Here is a 19,658-nt window from a genome sequence, read left to right on the forward strand (position 1 = left end):
ACTTTTAGAGCCAATCTTTAGCCTCAAAGCCACGCTGAATGTGACCTTGACGTTATTGGGAATCATTCTCAACAACATTGACAGCATACGCTCAAATAGGTGATAATCTAAAGTATTAGGGTTATATGGAATCGCAATGCTAACTATTAAAGACTTACATGTTGGAGATGAGGCTAAAATTAAGGGTTTTAGTCAGTGCGATCCTCATTATCGTCAAAAATTGCTAGCCATGGGATTACTGCCCGGTTCTGTCATCAAACTCACCTGCGTCGCTCCTCTTGGGGATCCTGTCCAGATAGTCATACGAGGTTCTGTTCTGAGTTTACGTAAGTCCGAGGCATCAGTGCTGAAATTAGAGAAGATTGCATTATGAAGCCTATCACAGTCGCCTTAATCGGAAATCCTAATTGCGGAAAATCAACTGTTTTTAATGCCCTTACTGGCGGCCGTTCGCATGTAGGCAATTGGCCAGGGGTAACAGTAGAGCGAAAAAGTGGTGCATTTTGTGAGAATGGAACATCAGTAGAAGTTCTCGATTTACCCGGAATCTATAATTTAACCGCAGTTTCTGCTGAGCGTGCCATCGATGAAAAAATTGCTTGCGATGTCATAGCACGAGGACGAGTCGATGTTGTTATTAATGTAATTGATATTATGAATTTACAACGACATCTGTATTTGACATCACAGTTAATTGCGATGGAAGTGCCTGTTATCTTAGCTGTGAACAGAGTTGATGTTCTGAAAAAAAATCGGCAGCATTGCAACTTTCTCAAACTTGCTGAATTAACAGGTTGTGTTGTAGTTCCACTTTGCGCTGTAAAAGAACAGGGGATTGTTGAATTAAAGAAAGCGATTATTCAAGTTTTAGCATTGAATGAAAAAAATCAAATGAACTTCACATTTCCTCAAGGTATAGAAGAAGGTGTTGCTTCACTCCAAAAAATACCTGGACTTGAAAAACGATGGCAAGCATTACAACTCCTGAGCGGAGATGCTCAAGAGTTACTAATATTTAAAGATCATCAAGAACAAATTGCTGAAATTGCAAAGAAAATAGAGCAAAAAAATGGAGAAGAGGTCGATATTTTAATCGCGGCAACACGATTTAATTGGGCTGCTGATATTGAAAAGCAAGTGATCAACAAAAAGGATAAAGAACAGACTTCACCTTATAGTCGATTAGACCGTTGGGTCTTAGATCGATTTCTCGGAATTCCCATATTTCTTGCTGCTATGTATTTTATGTTTTTATTTGCGATAAATTTGGGTGGTGCTTTCCAAGATTTTTTTGATAAATCATCAGAAGCCATTTTTGTGACAGGGGTTACGCAGTTATTAAATCTAATTAATTCACCGGAGTGGGTGATCGCAATCGTTGCAAACGGTGCTGGTCGAGGTATTAATACAACCCTGACATTTATTCCCGTGATTGGTGCTATGTTTTTTTTCTTAGCATTGTTAGAAGGTACTGGATATATGACACGTGCTGCATTTGTTGTAGACCGATTGATGCGGGTTATGGGGCTTCCCGGAAAATCTTTTGTCCCGATGATCGTAGGATTTGGTTGTAATGTGCCAGGTATAATGGCATCACGCACAATCGATAATCAAAGAGATAGAATCCTCACAATAATGATGAGTCCATTTATGTCCTGTGGAGCACGATTAGCCATTTTTGCGTTATTTACAGCGGCATTTTTTCCTGTCGGTGGTCAAAATATTGTATTTGCATTGTATTTAATTGGCATTCTGATGGCAGTATTAACAGGCTTAGCATTACGTAAAACTTTATTGAAAGGACAGTCTGAAACGCTTGTGATGGAAATGCCTTCTTACCATTTGCCTTCTCTTAAATCTTTGCTGCGACCAACAACGCATCATTTAAAGAATTTTTTAATTAGAGCAGGAAAGGTCATCATACCAGTGTGCATGATTTTAGGTGCATTAAATTCCTATTCACTAAGTTCGCAAAAAACACCAGCAGCTCATCAAACTGTGCTAGCCTCAATTGGACAAACTATCACGCCAATATTTCACCCAATGGGTATTACCGATGAAAACTGGCCAGCAACTGTCGGATTGTTAACTGGGGTATTATCTAAAGAAGTTGTTGTTGGTACTTTGAACACGTTGTATTCTCAAGAAGGATCAATCATTACAGAAAAAAAATCGGTTATTGAGGGGTTGAGAGCTGCGGCAGTTTCTGTCCCCCAAAATCTTAGTGAAATCACACAAAGTTTTACCAACCCAATACTTGCGAGTGCTCCTATAGAAAATTCTCAGTCCTCTGCATATGGTGTTATGTATGCGCGTTTTGGTGGGCCAATAGCCGCATTTAGTTATTTATTATTTGTTTTACTTTATGTCCCGTGTATTTCTGCAACCGCAGCGATGGTACGTGAATTAAATCGTCGTTGGGCCATATTTTCAGCATTTTGGACAACCGGCGTTGCCTATGGGGCAGCCGTTATATTTTATCAATTTGCAACCATCACTCAACATATTACCTCATCATTAGTATGGATAGGCTCCATAATTCTAATTTTTGTTTTTGTACTGCTGCTAATGAAACGATTAGCTTTAAATCGCACACAGCTCAATAAAGTAAAGGTAGGAGCATTAGTATGATGCTTTTACAGCAAGTTAAACAGTATTTAATGCAACGACACGTCGTTAGTTTAATGGATTTGAAGCGAGAGTTTAAATCTGACTCTGATGTATTAAGAGATATGCTTCAGCTCTGGATAGCGAAAGGCAAAGTACGATGCTTACAGAAAACACCCGCTTGCGGTGTGCGTTGCACCCAATGTGATCCTCTTCTCACAGAATTGTACGAATGGATCGAGGCTGAAAAATCAGCTCAAAAAATTGCTAATATTGCAATCGAAGTGATACCTACTGCTAACATTTGACCCCTTCCTTAACTTAGACCACTGCGCCCATGAATAATATTGAATCAACTTTTGCAGCACAGATAAAATCATTTTCAGTTAAATCTTTCATAGAATGCGTAGAATATTTTACACGGCAATGATTATATCCTACGACTAAATCAGGATGGTGATTTTCATGATGTGCCATCCATGCGATAGCATTCACGAATGCCATAGTTTCATAGTAGTTTTTAAATTTAAAATCTTTTGTAATTTCAGTATAATCATCGTTGACAATCCAAGACGGATCGATTTGTTTTAACAGCTCATTTTTTTCAGGCTGTGTTAATGGTTTAACGCCGCCTTCGCAAGCTAGGCAACGTTTAGCAAGTAGTCCACTCATCTTTGGATGCTCCTTTGTCAGTCTCGATTAAAGTTAATTCGCCTAAAGTTTTTGCTTGATCTATGGCACCATTAATGTCTTGATTCAAAATATTAAAGAGTTGATCAAAGCTATCTAAAACAAAGTATACACCCTGCATTTGGTCTACTCTATAGGGAGTACGTAACACTTCAAGAAGATTGAAAGGCTTTCATAGCGGAACTTTGCTTTCTACAGCGTAAATAGTTTTATCCTTTGATGATAATATTCCACTGCCATAACAGCGCACGCCTTGTTCAGTATTAATTAATCCGAATTCAACCGTGAACCAAAATAGTCGCACGAGATATTTGCGTAAGTCAAGAAATGCTAATAAAATAAAAAAATACATCAAAAATAGAATTAAATATATTATATTTAATTAATTATAAAGTTACGCTACTTGGTATTATAAGCTATAATTACAGTGTATGTATTTAAAAGAGGAGTATGGTATGAAGACGTGGAATAAACCAAGCTTTAATGTTAAACGCTTTGGCTTTGAAGTGACGATGTATATTTATATTCGATAATATAGTGTGAAAAATGCGATTCAATGGATTGAAATGAAAATTGTCATACTAGGATCTTCAGCGGGTGGATCTTTTCCACAGTGGAACTGCAATTGTAATAATTGCAGAGGTATTCGATTAGGTACAATAAAAGCATTAGCAAGGACACAATCTTCATTAGCGATACAATTAGAGAATAAGAAGTGGATTTTAATTAACGCATCTCCCGATATCCATCATCAAATGATTGCAAGAAAAATAAATTCATTTTCTGGAAAAGTTCGGGAAAACCCCTTCGAAGCTATTATTTTATGTGATAGTCAATTAGACCATACAGCCGGACTTTTGTTGTTGAGAGAAGATAAGAGTTTGAATATTTTTGCAACGGAAAATGTAATTAATGATTTGAATAGTGATTTTCCGATTTTAAAAGTACTTTCGCATTACTGTGATCTTGATCAAAATATTATTTCGTTAGAAAACGATGGATTATTCAAAATCAACGATAATTCTGAAATTCAGTTTAGAGCATTTTCAATAAAAAGTAATGCTCCGCCTTATTCAAAGCGCCGCAACAAGACCGAGCCAGGAGATAATATAGGGTTGCTAATTATAAATTTAAAGACTGGGAAAAGTCTTTTTTATGCGCCAGGATTAGAAGTTATCACAGATGATTTGATTGAAATGATGAAGAGCGTAGATTGTGTTCTAGTCGATGGGACTGTCTGGGAAAATAACGAGTTGATTCGAATAGGAGTAGGTAAAAAAACAGCAAAAGAAATGGGTCACATGCCATTATCAGGAGATGAAGGGCTATTATCGTATTTAAATCAAATGAGTAAACCTCGAAAAATTCTTGTGCATATCAATAATACAAATCCTATATTAGATGAAGATTCTCAGGAACATGCTGAGCTTGTGAAGCTCGGTGTAGAAATTGGTTTTGATGGGATGGAAATTCAATTATGAGTGTTGAAGATCCAACATTACCTTGGGGTAAAGAAGAGTTCAAAAATAAAATATTAGCATTGGGTAAACATTATCATATTCATCATCCGTATAATAAAGCGCTGAATTCAGGTCAGCTTAATCAAGAACAAATCCAAGAATGGGTTGCCAATCGATTTTATTATCAAATAATGATTCCCATTAAAGACGCTGCGATTCTGTCTAACTGTCCTGATCGTGAGGTACGTCGACAATGGATTCATCGAATTATCGATCATGATGGAACAAAACAAGATGAGGGTGGAATTGAAGCATGGCTTCAACTAGGCTTAGCGTGCGGATTGACTCGTGAAATGATGAATTCATTAAATAGGGTATTGCCAGGTGTAAAGTTTGCTGTTGACGCTTATGTTAGTTTTTGTAGGTCCGCGCCTTGGCAAGAAGCTATTTGTGCTTCATTAACGGAATTATTTGCTCCTGAAATACACAAAGAACGATTGAGTAATTGGCCTGAACATTATCCCTGGATAGATCAAGCGGGTTTGAAATATTTTCGTAATCGATTATCCGAAGTTCCACGTGATGTGGAATTTTCTTTAAATCATACATTAGACTATTTTATAACACGTGCTCAGCAAGATAGGGCTTTAGAAATAGTATTATTTAAATGTCAGGTTCTTTGGTCATTGTCTGATCAGCTATATTTATCCCAATTATCGACTTTAAAATAAGTTATTCACGTTCGATTTTAATTCCACAAAATATTTTGGAATTTTTTGGATTCCGATAAATCAATTTGTCTACGGAAGCGTCTTTTTCATGAGCTTTGGCATCTTTGACTGCATCCAAGACGATATGATGATAAGGCGATAAATCACAGACAGGATCGGCAATTTCCGCATCACCTGTTAATAAGAAGGATTGGCATCGGCATCCTCCAAAGTCTTTGAAACGCTCGGGACAAGATCGGCAAGGTTCTTTCATCCAATCCATGCCACGATATCGATTAAATAAGGGCGATTCGTTCCAAATCCACTCTATAGAGTGTTCTTGTACACTCGGTGGATTAGCATTAGGTAATGAACGAGAAGCATGGCAGGGTAGTGCAATGCCATCGGGTGTAATGGTAAGGAATATATTTCCCCAACTATTCATGCAAGGCTTTGGTCGGTTTTCATAGTAGTCAGGTATGACGTAATAAATTTTCATTTTATCAGAGTATTTTCGTTGATATTCTTGAGCAATGAGTTCTGAATTTTTAACTTGTTCTTGTGTAGGAAGTAATTGGTTTCGATTAGGTAATGCAAAACCATAATATTGAGCGTTTGCTATTTCCACATAGTTCGCTTCAAGCTCGACTGAAAGTTCTAAAATTTCCCTCATGTAGTCGATGTTGAATCGGTCTATCACAAAATTCATAATGAGTGGAAGTCCATTTCGTTTTGTAGCTTTTGCCATTTCCATTTTATGATCGAAAGAAGTGGTTCCAGCAATAGCATCGCTTAATTCTTTAAATGGCGCTTGGATGCTGATTTGAATAGTATCTAAACCCGCTTTTTTAAAAGCTTTAATTCGTTCTTCGTCCATCCCGACTGAAGAAGTAATTAGATTAGTATAATATCCCAGCTCATGTGCGTGAGAGATGAGTTCTTCTAAATCTCGTCTCACGCAAGGTTCCCCTCCAGAAAAACCAAGTTGCACTGAACCGATTTTTCGAGCTTCAGTGAATACGCGCTTCCAATCGTCTGTGGTGAGTTCATTTTTTTTCAGAGCGTAATCGACAGGATTTGAGCAATAAGGACATTGTAAGGGGCATGCATACGTTAGTTCAGCTAATAACCAATGCGGTTTAAGATCTTTTTTAATCAATCCATCCGTTTCCATAAGCAGCTCCTATAAAATCTATTACATCATTCCTGATTTCCTCATTTGGAAAATTCTTTTCTAAAGTACTGACAATATCATTTGTTGTGTGCTGGCCATCACAGAGTTGTAAAATAAGTGTAGCGGATTGATTTAGTTCAACCATGCCCTCTGGGTAGAGAAGATAAAATTGGTCTTTATCAACATCTTTCTGTAATCGATGACCCATAGTGAGTGTAGGTTTGTCAGTGTTCGGATTCATAATGTATAAGCTCAATCCCTTAAGTCTAGGTCCTTTTCCAAGATATACTATTGATTATAGTATACACACGGTATGTTTTCCTGTTTTTTGGCCTTAAGGGAGTATCGTTTTATGTAAGCTAACAGACTCTCCGTCATTATCCCGCAATTGTAAGAAAATTAAGCTTGAAATAATGGTGAGGAGACCAACGATAAAAAAGGCTTCATGGATGCCATAAATCATTTGGGGTGCTGAGGAGTGTAAGCGATCAGGAATAAATAAAGCTGTTAGCAGTGATGCGAGTGCAACACCAAAGCTCATAGACATTTGTTGCATGGTACTAGCGATGGTGCTTGCATTACTGGTTTCGGTGTTGACGATATCTGCAAATACGAGAGTATTCATACTGGTGAATTGCGTGGAAATTAAAAAACCGAAACAAAACATAATCAATATTATTTCCCACACGGGTGTACTGGAATCAAATGTTGTAAATAGCAGGGTAATGAGACCAATTAAGGCAGTATTTATCACTAAAACATTTCGATACCCGAAACGAGCTAACATTGAGGGTATCACAAATTTAAAACTGATCGCTGCCAGTGCTTGAGGTATCATTAATAACCCTGATTGGATCGGTGAAAATCCTAGCCCAACTTGATATAAGAGAGGAAAAAGAAAGGGAATTCCTCCAATTCCTAATCGAGTAATATAACTGCCTACTACAGCAATTCTAAATGTGCGAATGCGAAATAATTTAAGTCGCAGTAGAGGAAATTTTATTCGATTTGCGTGTAAAAAATAGCCTATTAGCAACATAATTGTAATAAATAACAAACCGATTATTTCTGAAGTATTTAATGTGTTTTCGCCAAAAACTTCTAGTATATAAGAGAGCAACGCAATGCCTGAACTAAATTGTAATAATCCACTGAGATCTAAGGGGGGATTATCTTTGGTGCGATAGTTAGGTAGATAACGATACACAAAATATAATCCCAGCAATCCAATAGGAATATTAATAAAAAAGATAATGCTCCAATGAAAATAATTGACGATAAATCCTCCTGCCAGAGGGCCAATCATTGGGCCAATGAGACCTGGAATGGCTACAAAACTCATCGCCCGGACAAGTTCAGATCGTGCAAAAGTTCTGGCAATGGTGATGCGACCAACGGGTAACATCATGGCGCCTCCACATCCTTGCAAAATCCGACATGCAACGAGTAGATGGATGTTATTGGATATGCCACATAGAAAAGATCCAAGAATAAAGAGTCCGATGGCAGAAGCAAACACTCGTCGTGTTCCAAAGCGATCTGCAACCCAGCCACTAATGGGAATAAATAAAGCCAAACTTAAGGTGTAGCTTGTTAGAACTGCTTTCATACTCAATGGAGGAACAGAGAGCGAATTTGCTATGGTTGGTACAGCGGTATTGAGAATCGTGGTATCAAGGGTTTCCATGAAAAAGGCGACTGCAACCAGCCATGGTAATAATTGTTTTCGAAATTCGTCCGTCATACTCTTGATAAATCCATTTGCTTGAATAATTAGACTACTAAGAATAGTTTAGCATAAAACAAAATAGAAAGATGCGTGTCTGTGAGTTATAATCAACCTATTTACGATAAGGATTAAGTGATGAGCAATTTACCAGCCTGTCCAACATGCCATTGCGAATATACATACCAGCAAGGTGCGGTATTGATCTGTCCAGAATGCGCATATGAGTGGAGTAGTGAGTCAACTAATATTCATGCGGATGATTCGCACATTATTAAAGATGCGAATGGCAATATCCTGCAAGATGGTGATACCGTTTCCGTAATCAAAGATCTAAAGGTGAAGGGTTCATCATCTGTCGTGAAAGTGGGAACAAAAGTTAAAAATATTCGGCTGGTTGATGGTGATCATGATATCGATTGTAAAATTGAAGGGATTGGTCCAATGAAGCTCAAATCTCAGTTTGTCAAAAAAGTATAACTAAGATCAGCGGTTCCCATTTAACCGGGAACGCCTGAGAAAGGTGCCTTGTAAAGGCTCGAGTATGCAAATGGGTTGTGAAAAAAAGAAACAGAAAGAAGAAAGGTGTCAGATCTAAGATTTATCCATTTGATTGAGCATACGAGGAAATGAAATCAAAACACAAATATATTTCAATTCTTGCCTTTGATATTGTTCATTCATGACTAGACCTCTTAGAATTCAATTTGAAGGCGCGTGGTATCACGTGTTGAATCGGGGCGCTTGTAGAAAACCGATTTTTAACTCTGTTCATCAGAGACTATTGTTTATTAACTTATTGGCGGAAATAGTACAAATTTATAAAATAGAAGTTCATGCCTACTGTTTAATGGACAATTACTTCCACATTCTAAATTCGTCCGTCATACCCTTGATAAATCCATTTGCCAATAAGAAATAGTCTAGCACTAAATAGAAAGGAGGATGGTGTTGAAACCATCCTCCTGGTTGAGATCTGTTAGTTTAGAGATAAGCTAACAGAAGAGTCATTGAATTGTTGTTCTATCTCATCACGTGGTATTAGACGAAATTGAGCAACATTTGCTTTTAGAACATCACAAATTGCAAGACCTACTTGATCATCGTGATACTCCTCACCCGCTTTGGCCCTTTGTTTAGCGTCGAAAGAGTAGTATCCATAATCGAAGCTCAAACCCGTACTAAGATTTTTAGCTTCAGCTAAATTATCATTATTATACGCGTTAATAGCCTCATTACTTTTTACAACCGCATGAACCAAATGAAGGTCATTATGAACGTCCTTCAGGTAAGCTGAAATATCGATATAGTTCTTTTGCAAAGCCCTATATATATTATCGATACTATCTACAGCACCTTGAATCAATGTTAAATCAGTTTTACCTGATTGAACAAACTGCCCATAATACGCTGCAGCAAGATTATATTGCAGCAACAGCCTCAATGCGAATTTGTATTTTGAAAATTCGCTATCACGATTCGTCAGAAAACCGACTACTTTATGCTTATTAAAGTTGTCAACTTCACGTAAAGCATTAATTGCCTCTTCTACTGCTTTTGCGTAATCCTTACCTTTACAAGCATTGGCAGAAGAATCTATGGCTTTCGTCAGTGCTTGAATGTCGTGATGTTTTGCATAGGTTTTTGCTACTGCCAGACTTGTCTTTAGTACCAATTGTAATGCAATACCTACAAGGCCACCGACAGCAACACTACCATTAACAGCAGAACCTACTTGAGAAACCAATTCTGCAACATCTTGAACACTTTCAAGAACTTTACCCTTGTCTCGTTTTCCTTTAGCTAGTGATAGGTCATTGACTCTCTTTACAATTCTCTCGAAAGAATGGCTATCGACTACTGGAATACGAACTTGAAAATTATCTAAAGAAATTTGATTTAATACTAATTTCGATTTCATGGCTGATACCTCTACGTTGATTTACCAAGTGCCGATGCAGTTGCATCGATCACGGTTCAACGGTAAAAAAATCAGCAATTACTTAAAATTCGCAAAAGCACGTAAAATAACGCACTATTAAAATATTTTTGTAAGTACTATTGCGTAATAACGAAAATGACAAAAAGTTGCATACGTAAAGTTATCTACTGTCGGAGACATTTTTATGAGAGAAATCTAACGAAGACGAATAAAGCTATTAATTGATACAAATTATCAATCTGTTATAGATTCGTAGTAATTATATGGTGTGGTTAAGATACGTAATCTTACGGATTGGTTATTTAATAGGATTAATGTAAGTTAGTAACGTGTTTTAGGCAGTATATGTTAAGGAGAGTCATCATGAGCAAAAGTTCAAAGGCAGAGTTGATTGGTTTGAAGAGCACTTGTTTGATTAATAATGCTCACAACCTGCTAGCCAGTGTACATAAAGCAGAATTCCAGCACCTCCGTACGGAATTCGAAAAAATACTTGATGACTATTTAGAAAAATCAACTCAAGTCACTGAGGAAGACATGCCAGGACTTATTCACGATACAACATGGAATTTTGCTGTAATGCTTAAAAAAGCAGCAAAATTTACAAGAAATCAAGAGTAGTAATAAACAGTCAGAAAATAGAGGACAGTTTCTGTTAATACAGGAACTGTCTTTTTTTAAAAAAATAAATCACGATCTTTAAAGCCCTTCTAGAAACCTATTTAAGTTAATTTTAAGTAATAGGAATTGTTTAATACGTATTTTGTACGGATTAAAATTCTAAAAAACCATGGTAAATTGGTTACGTAATTAGATATTAAATGTTAGGAGGTGATTATGAGTACTAAAATTAAAGCTGAAAGCAAAAGTTTGAATGGTTCTACATTCAGGAAAAGTACGCTTAACTTAGCAGCATTCATACAACAAGCAGAATTCCAAGAATTACATATAGAATTTGAAAGAATTCTTGATGAATATCTAGAAAAGTCTAAGTTAGCAAAGGAAGATGAAATTCCCGGATTAATAAAGGAGGCAACGATGAAAATTTCAAATGTATTAAGCAAGGCAGCAATCTACACTAACTTACAAAATTGGTACGATGATGAATCATATAAGTTAAACCTAGATTCAGTGAATTAGAGCTTCGTAGTGGATCACAACTGCAGAATCTATTTCAAAGCCAGTGCTTACTTGAAAAAAGCACTGGCTAATAGAATTAGTCGCTAAAGAGATATTAACTGACTGCTGTCGAAGTTTCATTGAGTTGATTGCGAAGAGCAGAAATTATTTGAGCGTTGATCTTGGACATCAATTCTATTTTTGTTCTCGATTTAAAGCGTTTTTTAAGTTTATCAAGATAAATCTCGACGGTGCGCTGAGATAGATGTAATTCATTTGCACTCTGCTTTGCCGATAATCCATCATGAAGTAAGAGTAAACACTGAGCCTCGCGTCGAGTCATTTCCAAATCTTCGCCATCAAAAATGACTGAGTAGATTTTGTTCTTGATAGGATTTTCTTTATCTTGAAGTTCACGGTTTCTGTTAAAGAGCTCGTGAAACATTTCGAGTGTTTCTTCGGTCAGTAGATGATTAGAGAAATCAATGTGGATTATTGAGCTGTTATTATTGAGTGCTTTTAGAATAAATAGCGCATCATTATTAGAGATTTTATATTGATCCCTCAGTATTGCATGTGCGCTGAGATTGATATATCGGATTTGAGAATTACTTTCAATTAATGCCAAAAGACTTTTTAATATTTTTTTACTGTATCGCTGAGCTGGAATATTGAGTCTCTCTATAGTAGGATGAAACTTCAAAGCATTAAGTAAAAAACAAAACTGATTTGAGGTTAGTTGAAAGAGGGCTTTTCCACATAAGACTAAGTCTTGTAGGTCATGTGTGGCCAATAGAAAATCTGCATCTGAGAAGTTAATAATAGACCACATAATGTTGATTAGTGATTCTGGTGTAAGGCCAAATTGATTTGTTAAATTACGGCTCGCGCCATATTGAATTAATAAGTCACTAATTTTTTTATGTTTTTGAATTCGTGCACAAAAAAGAGGGCTGTATCCATAGTCATTAAATGTGTCAATTTTAAGGTGATCGAAATATTTTCTGAGAAGATGATCAGTCATTTGGTATTGGCCGGTCACTATCGCAGAAACCAATGGAGATGATTCGTGCGAGTCAATATTTGTTAAATGATGTGCTTTATCAGCTGCCGAAGGCAAGTGCTTCATCAAGGCTTCAAAAGCATTTATTGCTCCAGCCTGAATAGCTGAACCTAGAGGTGTGTGACCATATGAATTTCGTGCTTCTAAGTTAACGCCACGATTAATTAGCTCATCGATAATATCGGTAAAGTTCGTGATGGCAGCTGCATGAATCACAGTGTTACCTTCTTGGTCTCTTTCACTAATTAAAGAAAAGCCAGTATCAATAAGCCATTGTGCAGTGTGGTGATAACCATACTTAACTGCTTGAATCAATATGCTTGATTTTTTAATATTATTCGTGTGCGCGAATCGTTCTTCCATTTCGTCGCATTGAATAAAATATTTTTTGGCTTCTTCTTTTTGATTATTCTCTAATAACATTGCAGCATAGTGGAATATTATGTTAGCAAAAACATGTTCATTTTCTTGCTGATATTGTTTGGCAATTTCATACACATTTCTTTGGGTTTCTAATGCTTGAGATAGTTGGCCAGTGAGAAATTGAATTATACCCTCAAGATTATGAACCATCAAAGTCTCGATATTATTTGCGCTCCAGCGTTTTTCATATAATTTAATGGCTATATTGATATGATATTGAGATTGAGCTAAATCATTTTTATAGCAATAAAGTGAGCTAAGATTATAATGTTCTCTTCCAATTAAAAAATGGGTCTCACCAAAATGCTCAGCAAGTATATGGAGTAATGTCTCGTGGTGGGTAATAATATTATCGATATCGTTTGTCAATTGAGGTACAAGGATATAGGCTGGTTTATATTGTGTATTCTCTTTACCAAATAGGACATGTTGATCAAAAGTGATGAGCCCTGATGACACTGGAATTCTTCCAATTAATAACGATTGTTGTAGTGCTACCCCTAGATTGCTGACAGCTAATGCTATTTCAGGATTATCATATTCAGCGTTATAATTATAAAAAAAGCGAGCAGACCGTTGATGATGTATTATTGCATCTTGGTAGTGACCTAGGCTTGTGTATACGGCCGCCAGATCAGCATCTAGTCTTGCCAGTTGGAGGCATAATCCTTGCCCTAATTGTTTCAATATTGATCGAGCGATCATTAATGTTTTCATCGCCGCTCTTGGATGCCCTAGAGTAAAATACTGGTATAGGCCAAGCGTGTGTAATATTTCATAAAGATCATGATTTTGTATGCTATTTTGTAAAGCGAATTTAATGATCGTCATCGAATGAGGTAATATGTCAATTATTTCTTTGCTTGCTTTTTTGATTAATCGTGTATCAAAATTGAAGTAATTTCTTACCGCTGCCAATAATTCTTCGACACAGGTTTTAATTTTTATTTCTTTAAAAAGTATATCCATGTATTTTAGTTGTAGTACTTGTTGAGTCATGCTATTTAATGAAATGTAATCGCCTTCAGAATGGTTGGAAATCAGTGAGTACTTCGACAGTATGCTGATGGTATCATTTAACTCTAGTCTATCTTTAAATAGAGTTGTCAGTAGATTCTTAGGGATTTTTTCATTATAGAGAAATATGCAATAGCGTAATAATTTTGAGACAGAATCTTTGGTTTTTAAAACATGTTCTATAGAAACATCCCAGGTTGTCCAGATTGTTTTACTGGAATCACCGATGTTAGTTTCAAATAAACGTTGTTGATAATTTGTTTTTTCATCCAGCAATGAAATATATCCCCTGATATTTTCTCCAGTCATTTGCATGTAAGACATGGCCTGTGCTAAAGCTAAAGGGTGATTTCCTAGTTTAACGCGTAGTCTATCAATATCATGAGTCTCATTTTCAGGAAAAAACATTTTAATGTAGTTGTAGCATTCATCCTGCGTGAATTCATAAATCTTAAAAGCGTATGGGCAGAATTGAGGATTTACTGTTGTAAATACAGCGTGGATAACGTCTTGAATATTATGTTTCTCAGGTCTCAAAAGCATAGGGTCTTCTAGCTCAAAATTAATATCATCAAATATGAGCAGACTATTTTTATGTTGTACGCTGATAGCGTTGTATATTTTATTAATCAGGTCAAAAGTATTATCACTTATAGGAACATCGAACTGTTTTGCCATGGCGATTAATAAGGAGTGTAGATGTTCTAAACTGTTGGGAGTTATCCAGGCTATATAAGCGTATGTTTTTGACCTTGAGGCTTCTTGAGCAATATGTGCAGCAAGCTGAGTTTTTCCACAGCCGTTCATTCCAGTGATGACAACAGATGTTGATGTATTTTGATGATCAAGAAAATGTTGCTGAATTTGAAGTCGTAAATCTGTCCGATCTAAATAATGTGGTGTTAGAGTCGGAGCAAAACCAAAAACCGCCAAAAGCTTCTCCCTAGGGTTAATCGTGACGTAAAGGTAACCATAGAAAGACTTAATGTCAATTAGGTCACAGAATGAGTGGTCAACAGAAGGAGTTTAAAATAAAAAAGGGACCCTGGTGGTTGGGTCCCTTTTTCACACTTTAATATCCGTTATTCAGCCAAGGTGCTTGGGGGAGCATCGCCTGTGCTTTGGATAACGATTTTTTTAGGATGCTTCACTACAGTGCTACTGGGTGGTAGTACATTGTGAGTCTCATAATTATTCTGGGAACTGTGACGGTAGTCTTTAACAACCGCGGTATTCACTTCTTCACGTTGACTATAAGGCTTTACAACCGTTGTATTGTGCTGGTGATGATGATGAGGTTTTGGGCGAATGATCACTTGAGCTGATACGTGAGGTGCCTGGTGATAATAGTGAGGTCCGTAATAGTATGGGGCCTGACGGTTAATAATGACAGTAGGTCTTGGTTCGTAAACTTCAACGCGATGATAGACAGGACGAGTGTGTTTCACGACCACGGTTTGTTCTGCAGGGTAATATCCATCGTCGTAAATATCGAGTGCTTGCACACAGCCTGAGAGCATAAGTGTCGATAAAATAGCGACGGAGGCTAAGCGAATCGCTTGAGAAACTGATCGGTTGAGGGTCATGAATAACTCCAAAAAATTGTAATCTCGTGACAATGCTAACAAGCGAATATTAACGAAATCTTAAGAGTAACGCGTTGTTAGGAAATAGATGTAAACTAGATCGTTTAAGTTAGAACTAGTGGGTTCGTGAGAAAAGCTGCAGTAGCCCCAGCGGCGATCATGAGCAACATAAAGCAAGACATCAAGATAGCAAATTTCCCGCGTACGAAAGTCCAAGGTAAAACAAATTTTGGGATAAAACTTGCTAAAAGGGCGAGTAAAAGATTGTTGTGAGCTTCAATTAAACTCATCTGTTTGCCGATGTAAAGTGTGGCCGTGGCCAATGAGACGCCGTGAACTTCGAAAATGCCGCCAATTAAAGTTACTAAGTGGACACCTTCGGCACCAAAATAATTTTTTGTAAACGCTACTAATATTAGCATAATACCGATAATGCTGGATAAATAAATGACTGCTTTAATATCCAGGGGGTTACGGGGTTCTTCGAAATCAGCATGGTTAGGTTTAGTGTGAAAAATGAGAAGAGTGCTCACCAGACCAATAAACATCATGACAGCAACGGGAATAAGAACGGTAAGAAATAAATCATGAGCAGCTAATGTAATAATTATTGAAAACTCAGTTAACATACCTACTGTTGCAAGAATACCAGCTGCTACAGCAATTCGTGTTCGATCAGGACGGTCTTTTAAAAAAACCGGTAAATTTGCGAAGACCGCGGTGCTTGAAACTAATCCACCGAAAAATCCTATGAACAACATCCCGAGTTGATCACCAAACAATCTAATCATCATATAACCGCCAAATTGTAATGAGGCAATTACGGCAATTAACATTCCAAAACGTTGAGGATTAAATAATCCCCAAGGGTCGACTGGATATCCAGGAAGAAAAATAATCACACTGAGGAATATAACCATTAATGCAGCTGCGGCCCGAATTTCTTTTGGTAATATCTTTTCGTTTATAAATGTATGCAGTTTATTTCGACTTAATAATAATATAAAAATTCCACCGCCTATTGCTGCAGTGAGTGCCATATCAAATTTAGACATATAACCCAAACAGAAGACAATGCCGCCGGTGAGCGTTGTTGTGAGGCCAACACTCGACATCACTTTTGCTCCTTTTGATGTGATGTAGTAGCTGAGTAAGATCGCTGAGAGTACAAAAGCACTTAGAATCATTGAGATACGAACATCTTCTACATAGGCGGCCATAGTTCCTAGGAGCGCCACTATTATAAAACTGCGCACACCTAAACCTTTCATCCCCTTAGGTAGACTTCTTTCTCTGTCCACACCGATAAATAAACCTATCAGAAACGAAATCATGAAAGGTTGCATCTTAACGAGCATTGATCAATCCTTGTTCCATTTTTCCTACACGAACTGCATCAGTTAACTTTCGTCAACCATACTTGAATATTAGTCCTTCCGCCTATATCTATAGTATAGGCACATTTTAGGAGATACGCGATGCGGATGGATAAATTTACAAGTAAATTTCAAGTGGCACTCGCTGATGCACAGTCACTGGCCATTGGTCGTGATAATCAGTTTATTGAACCCGTTCATGTTATGAAGGCCTTGATGGACCAACCAGGTGGTGCCACCCATTCTTTACTGACTCAAGCCGGTATCAATGCTTCAGTTATTAGAACAAAGCTTGATAAAGCCATAGAAAGCCTTCCACAAGTTCAGGGTGTAGAAGGCGAAGTGCATCTTTCCAATGATTTGACGAAACTTCTCAATATCATGGATAAACTGGCTCAACAACGCAAAGATGCATTTATTGCTAGTGAATTATTTATTTTAGCGGCTCTAGAAGATAAAGGGATTTTAGCCAATATTATGAAAGAAGCCGGGGCCAATAAGAAATCCATAGAACAAGCCATTGAAAGTGTCCGAGGAGGACAAAAAGTCGGTGACCCTAATGCCGAAGAACAGCGTCAAGCCCTTGAGAAATACACGATTGATCTTACTGAAAGAGCAGAACAGGGCAAATTAGATCCAGTGATTGGTCGAGATGATGAAATTCGGCGAACGATTCAAGTCTTACAACGTCGTACGAAAAATAATCCTGTTTTAATAGGTGAGCCTGGTGTTGGTAAAACAGCTATAGTCGAAGGTTTAGCGCAACGCATTGTTAATGGCGAAGTTCCAGAAGGATTAAAAAATAAACGATTGTTGGCATTGGATATGGGGGCATTAATTGCCGGTGCAAAATATCGAGGTGAATTTGAAGAACGATTAAAAGCTGTCCTGAGTGATCTATCCAAACAAGAAGGGCAAATTATTTTATTTATTGATGAATTGCACACGATGGTAGGTGCAGGAAAAGCCGAAGGATCAATGGATGCCGGTAATATGTTAAAACCAGCATTAGCTCGTGGTGAACTACATTGTGTAGGGGCGACAACATTAGATGAATATCGAAAATATGTTGAAAAAGATGCTGCCCTTGAAAGACGATTTCAAAAAGTGTTGGTGGAAGAGCCTAGTGTTGAAGATACCATTGCTATTTTACGTGGCTTAAAAGAACGATATGAAGTTCATCACGGTGTTGAAATTACTGATCCTGCCATTGTTGCTGCCGCCGTAATGTCTCACCGATATATTGCAGATCGCAATTTACCTGATAAAGCAATTGATTTAATTGATGAAGCGGCTAGTTTAATTCGAATGGAAATTGATTCTAAACCCGAAGATATGGATAGGCTTGAGCGAAAATTAATTCAATTCAAGATTGAACGTGAAGCTCTGAATAAAGAAACAGATGAGGCGTCAAAAAAACGTTTATCCGATTTAGAAAACCAAATCAAAAAAATGGAAAAAGAATATTCTGATCTAGAAGAAGTATGGAAAGCTGAGAAAGCGATGTTGCAAGGTGCTGCGTCGATCAAAGAAGAAATTGAAAAACTGAAATTAGAAATGGAAACTGCGCGCAGAGCAGGGGACTTAGCGAGAATGTCTGAGCTACAATATGGTAAACTTCCAGAGCTAGAAAAAAGATTGCTAGAAGCGGGTAACTCAGAATTGAAAGAACGGCAATTATTCAGAAATAAAGTCACTTCAGAAGAAATTGCAGAAATTGTTTCAAAATGGACGCATATCCCGGTGACAAAATTATTGGAAGGTGAACGAGATAAGTTATTGAGAATGGAAGAAGAATTACACCGTCGCGTCGTTGGGCAAGATGAAGGAATTAAAATCGTGGCGAATTCGATTCGACGGTCTCGTGCCGGATTATCAGATCCTAATCGCCCAATTGGCTCCTTTATATTTTTGGGACCAACTGGTGTTGGTAAAACTGAATTGTGCAAAGCATTGGCAATGTTCTTATTTGATACGGAAGAGTCCATGGTTCGAATCGATATGTCCGAATTTATGGAAAAACATTCGGTGTCACGTTTAATTGGTGCGCCACCAGGATATGTAGGCTATGAAGAAGGTGGCTATTTAACTGAAGCTGTTCGTCGTAGACCTTATTCTTTAATTTTATTGGATGAAATTGAAAAAGCCCATCACGATGTATTTAATGTGTTGCTTCAAGTATTAGATGATGGTCGGTTAACGGATGGTCAAGGTCGTACAGTCGACTTTAGAAATACGGTTATTGTGATGACATCCAATTTAGGTTCTCATTCAATTCAGGAATTGTCGGGCCAAGGTTACGATGTTATGAAAGAAGCCGTTATGAAAGTTGTGAGTGAGCATTTTCGTCCTGAATTTATTAATCGTATTGATGACACGGTTGTGTTCCATCAACTATTGAAAGATCAAATTCGAACCATTGCAGCGCTGCAAATTGAACGCCTTGCCAAACGATTATTGGAACAAAATATGGCGTTGAAAGTTGATGATAATGCGCTGAACTATTTGGCAGAAGTTGGTTATGATCCTGTCTACGGAGCACGACCATTGAAAAGAGCGATACAAGTGTATTTTGAAAATCCGCTCGCGCAAGATATTTTGTCCGGTAAATTTCTCAGTGGACAAGTGATTAATGTGACTCGTAAAGGTGATAGTTTGTCGTTTGTTGCGAGCCAGGCTGAGACAATGTCAATACAATAAACCTCTTTATTAGTTAGAAACAAGCTCAGCTTGTTTTAGGAGTTAACAACCAAAAATTCTGACAC

General features: G+C 37.3%; 21 protein-coding genes. 11 read left to right on the forward strand and 10 right to left on the reverse strand.

Annotation, left to right across the window (positions count from 1 at the left end; genetic code table 11):
* The first annotated feature begins 136 nt into the window (after window positions 1–136).
* From K2X50_04955 to K2X50_04965, 3 genes are read left to right on the forward strand one after another with little or no spacing between them, the layout of a single operon-like run.
* The gene (locus tag K2X50_04955; protein ID MBX9586588.1) at window positions 137–373 is read left to right on the forward strand and encodes a ferrous iron transport protein A; all 237 of its coding nucleotides are present in this window, start codon (window positions 137–139) and stop codon (window positions 371–373) included.
* Complete coding sequence (gene feoB / locus K2X50_04960) at window positions 370–2,631, forward strand: Fe(2+) transporter permease subunit FeoB (GenBank protein ID MBX9586589.1); 2,262 nt, start codon at window positions 370–372, stop codon at window positions 2,629–2,631. Before K2X50_04955 ends, feoB begins: the two co-directional genes overlap by 4 nt.
* Window positions 2,631–2,915 carry a FeoC-like transcriptional regulator gene (locus K2X50_04965; protein ID MBX9586590.1) on the forward strand — a complete coding sequence of 95 codons (285 nt, stop codon included), beginning with the start codon at window positions 2,631–2,633 and terminating at the stop codon, window positions 2,913–2,915. The genes feoB and K2X50_04965 overlap by 1 nt, the downstream gene beginning before the upstream one ends.
* 13 nt (window positions 2,916–2,928) lie before the next feature.
* On the opposite strand, the gene K2X50_04970 is transcribed toward K2X50_04965, so the two are convergent.
* The 3 genes from K2X50_04970 to K2X50_04980 are packed head-to-tail and all read right to left on the reverse strand — an operon-like array spanning window position 2,929 to window position 3,601.
* Window positions 2,929–3,279, reverse strand: a complete 351-nt coding sequence (locus tag K2X50_04970; protein MBX9586591.1) for a 4a-hydroxytetrahydrobiopterin dehydratase — start codon at window positions 3,277–3,279, stop codon at window positions 2,929–2,931.
* Window positions 3,260–3,418 carry a hypothetical protein gene (locus tag K2X50_04975; protein ID MBX9586592.1) on the reverse strand — a complete coding sequence of 53 codons (159 nt, stop codon included), beginning with the start codon at window positions 3,416–3,418 and terminating at the stop codon, window positions 3,260–3,262. The genes K2X50_04970 and K2X50_04975 overlap by 20 nt, the downstream gene beginning before the upstream one ends.
* 51 nt (window positions 3,419–3,469) lie before the next feature.
* Entirely contained in the window at window positions 3,470–3,601 is a 132-nt protein-coding gene (locus K2X50_04980) for a hypothetical protein (GenBank protein ID MBX9586593.1), read from the reverse strand.
* Between the two features lie 127 nt (window positions 3,602–3,728).
* Here K2X50_04980 and pqqA point away from each other — a divergent pair, with 127 nt between their 5' ends.
* Genes pqqA through pqqC form a run of 3 tightly spaced genes read left to right on the forward strand, consistent with a single transcriptional unit; the run spans window position 3,729 to window position 5,488 of the window.
* Window positions 3,729–3,830, forward strand: a complete 102-nt coding sequence (pqqA, locus tag K2X50_04985; protein ID MBX9586594.1) for a pyrroloquinoline quinone precursor peptide PqqA — start codon at window positions 3,729–3,731, stop codon at window positions 3,828–3,830.
* Window positions 3,831–3,863: 33 nt separating this feature from the next.
* A complete protein-coding gene (pqqB, locus tag K2X50_04990) occupies window positions 3,864–4,778 on the forward strand; it encodes a pyrroloquinoline quinone biosynthesis protein PqqB (protein MBX9586595.1) in 915 nt (304 codons plus the stop codon).
* The gene (pqqC, locus tag K2X50_04995) at window positions 4,775–5,488 is read left to right on the forward strand and encodes a pyrroloquinoline-quinone synthase PqqC (GenBank protein ID MBX9586596.1); all 714 of its coding nucleotides are present in this window, start codon (window positions 4,775–4,777) and stop codon (window positions 5,486–5,488) included. The genes pqqB and pqqC overlap by 4 nt, the downstream gene beginning before the upstream one ends.
* Before the next feature lies 1 nt (window position 5,489).
* Here pqqC and pqqE read toward each other — a convergent pair whose 3' ends face one another.
* From pqqE to K2X50_05010, 3 genes are all read right to left on the reverse strand, one after another.
* Entirely contained in the window at window positions 5,490–6,641 is a 1,152-nt protein-coding gene (gene pqqE / locus K2X50_05000) for a pyrroloquinoline quinone biosynthesis protein PqqE (GenBank protein ID MBX9586597.1), read from the reverse strand.
* Window positions 6,619–6,882, reverse strand: a complete 264-nt coding sequence (pqqD, locus tag K2X50_05005; protein MBX9586598.1) for a pyrroloquinoline quinone biosynthesis peptide chaperone PqqD — start codon at window positions 6,880–6,882, stop codon at window positions 6,619–6,621. Before pqqD ends, pqqE begins: the two co-directional genes overlap by 23 nt.
* Before the next feature lie 93 nt (window positions 6,883–6,975).
* A complete protein-coding gene (locus K2X50_05010; GenBank protein ID MBX9586599.1) occupies window positions 6,976–8,385 on the reverse strand; it encodes a DHA2 family efflux MFS transporter permease subunit in 1,410 nt (469 codons plus the stop codon).
* Between the two features lie 120 nt (window positions 8,386–8,505).
* On the opposite strand from K2X50_05010, the gene K2X50_05015 reads away from it, so the two are divergent.
* On the forward strand, window positions 8,506–8,847 hold the full coding sequence (locus tag K2X50_05015) for an alkylphosphonate utilization protein (GenBank protein ID MBX9586600.1): 342 nt from the start codon (window positions 8,506–8,508) through the stop codon (window positions 8,845–8,847).
* Window positions 8,848–9,049: 202 nt separating this feature from the next.
* On the forward strand, window positions 9,050–9,289 hold the full coding sequence (locus K2X50_05020; protein ID MBX9586601.1) for a transposase: 240 nt from the start codon (window positions 9,050–9,052) through the stop codon (window positions 9,287–9,289).
* A gap of 57 nt (window positions 9,290–9,346) precedes the next feature.
* On the opposite strand, the gene K2X50_05025 is transcribed toward K2X50_05020, so the two are convergent.
* Window positions 9,347–10,288 carry a hypothetical protein gene (locus K2X50_05025; protein MBX9586602.1) on the reverse strand — a complete coding sequence of 314 codons (942 nt, stop codon included), beginning with the start codon at window positions 10,286–10,288 and terminating at the stop codon, window positions 9,347–9,349.
* 384 nt (window positions 10,289–10,672) lie between these two features.
* Between K2X50_05025 and K2X50_05030 the strand changes: the two genes are divergently transcribed.
* Both K2X50_05030 and K2X50_05035 read left to right on the forward strand, forming a co-directional pair.
* Entirely contained in the window at window positions 10,673–10,930 is a 258-nt protein-coding gene (locus K2X50_05030; protein MBX9586603.1) for a hypothetical protein, read from the forward strand.
* Between the two features lie 216 nt (window positions 10,931–11,146).
* On the forward strand, window positions 11,147–11,449 hold the full coding sequence (locus tag K2X50_05035) for a hypothetical protein (GenBank protein ID MBX9586604.1): 303 nt from the start codon (window positions 11,147–11,149) through the stop codon (window positions 11,447–11,449).
* Window positions 11,450–11,543: 94 nt separating this feature from the next.
* Here K2X50_05035 and K2X50_05040 read toward each other — a convergent pair whose 3' ends face one another.
* From K2X50_05040 to K2X50_05050, 3 genes are all read right to left on the reverse strand, one after another.
* On the reverse strand, window positions 11,544–14,864 hold the full coding sequence (locus K2X50_05040) for an ankyrin repeat domain-containing protein (GenBank protein ID MBX9586605.1): 3,321 nt from the start codon (window positions 14,862–14,864) through the stop codon (window positions 11,544–11,546).
* Window positions 14,865–15,013: 149 nt separating this feature from the next.
* Entirely contained in the window at window positions 15,014–15,517 is a 504-nt protein-coding gene (locus K2X50_05045; protein ID MBX9586606.1) for a hypothetical protein, read from the reverse strand.
* A gap of 104 nt (window positions 15,518–15,621) precedes the next feature.
* Window positions 15,622–16,875 (reverse strand): DUF4010 domain-containing protein, encoded by a 1,254-nt coding sequence (locus K2X50_05050; GenBank protein MBX9586607.1) that lies wholly within the window; start codon window positions 16,873–16,875, stop codon window positions 15,622–15,624.
* Between the two features lie 120 nt (window positions 16,876–16,995).
* Here K2X50_05050 and clpB point away from each other — a divergent pair, with 120 nt between their 5' ends.
* The gene (gene clpB / locus K2X50_05055; protein ID MBX9586608.1) at window positions 16,996–19,593 is read left to right on the forward strand and encodes an ATP-dependent chaperone ClpB; all 2,598 of its coding nucleotides are present in this window, start codon (window positions 16,996–16,998) and stop codon (window positions 19,591–19,593) included.
* The last annotated feature ends 65 nt before the right edge of the window (window positions 19,594–19,658 follow it).

Source organism: Gammaproteobacteria bacterium, assembly GCA_019748175.1.
Taxonomy (GTDB): Bacteria; Pseudomonadota; Gammaproteobacteria; order JAIEPX01; family JAIEPX01; genus JAIEPX01.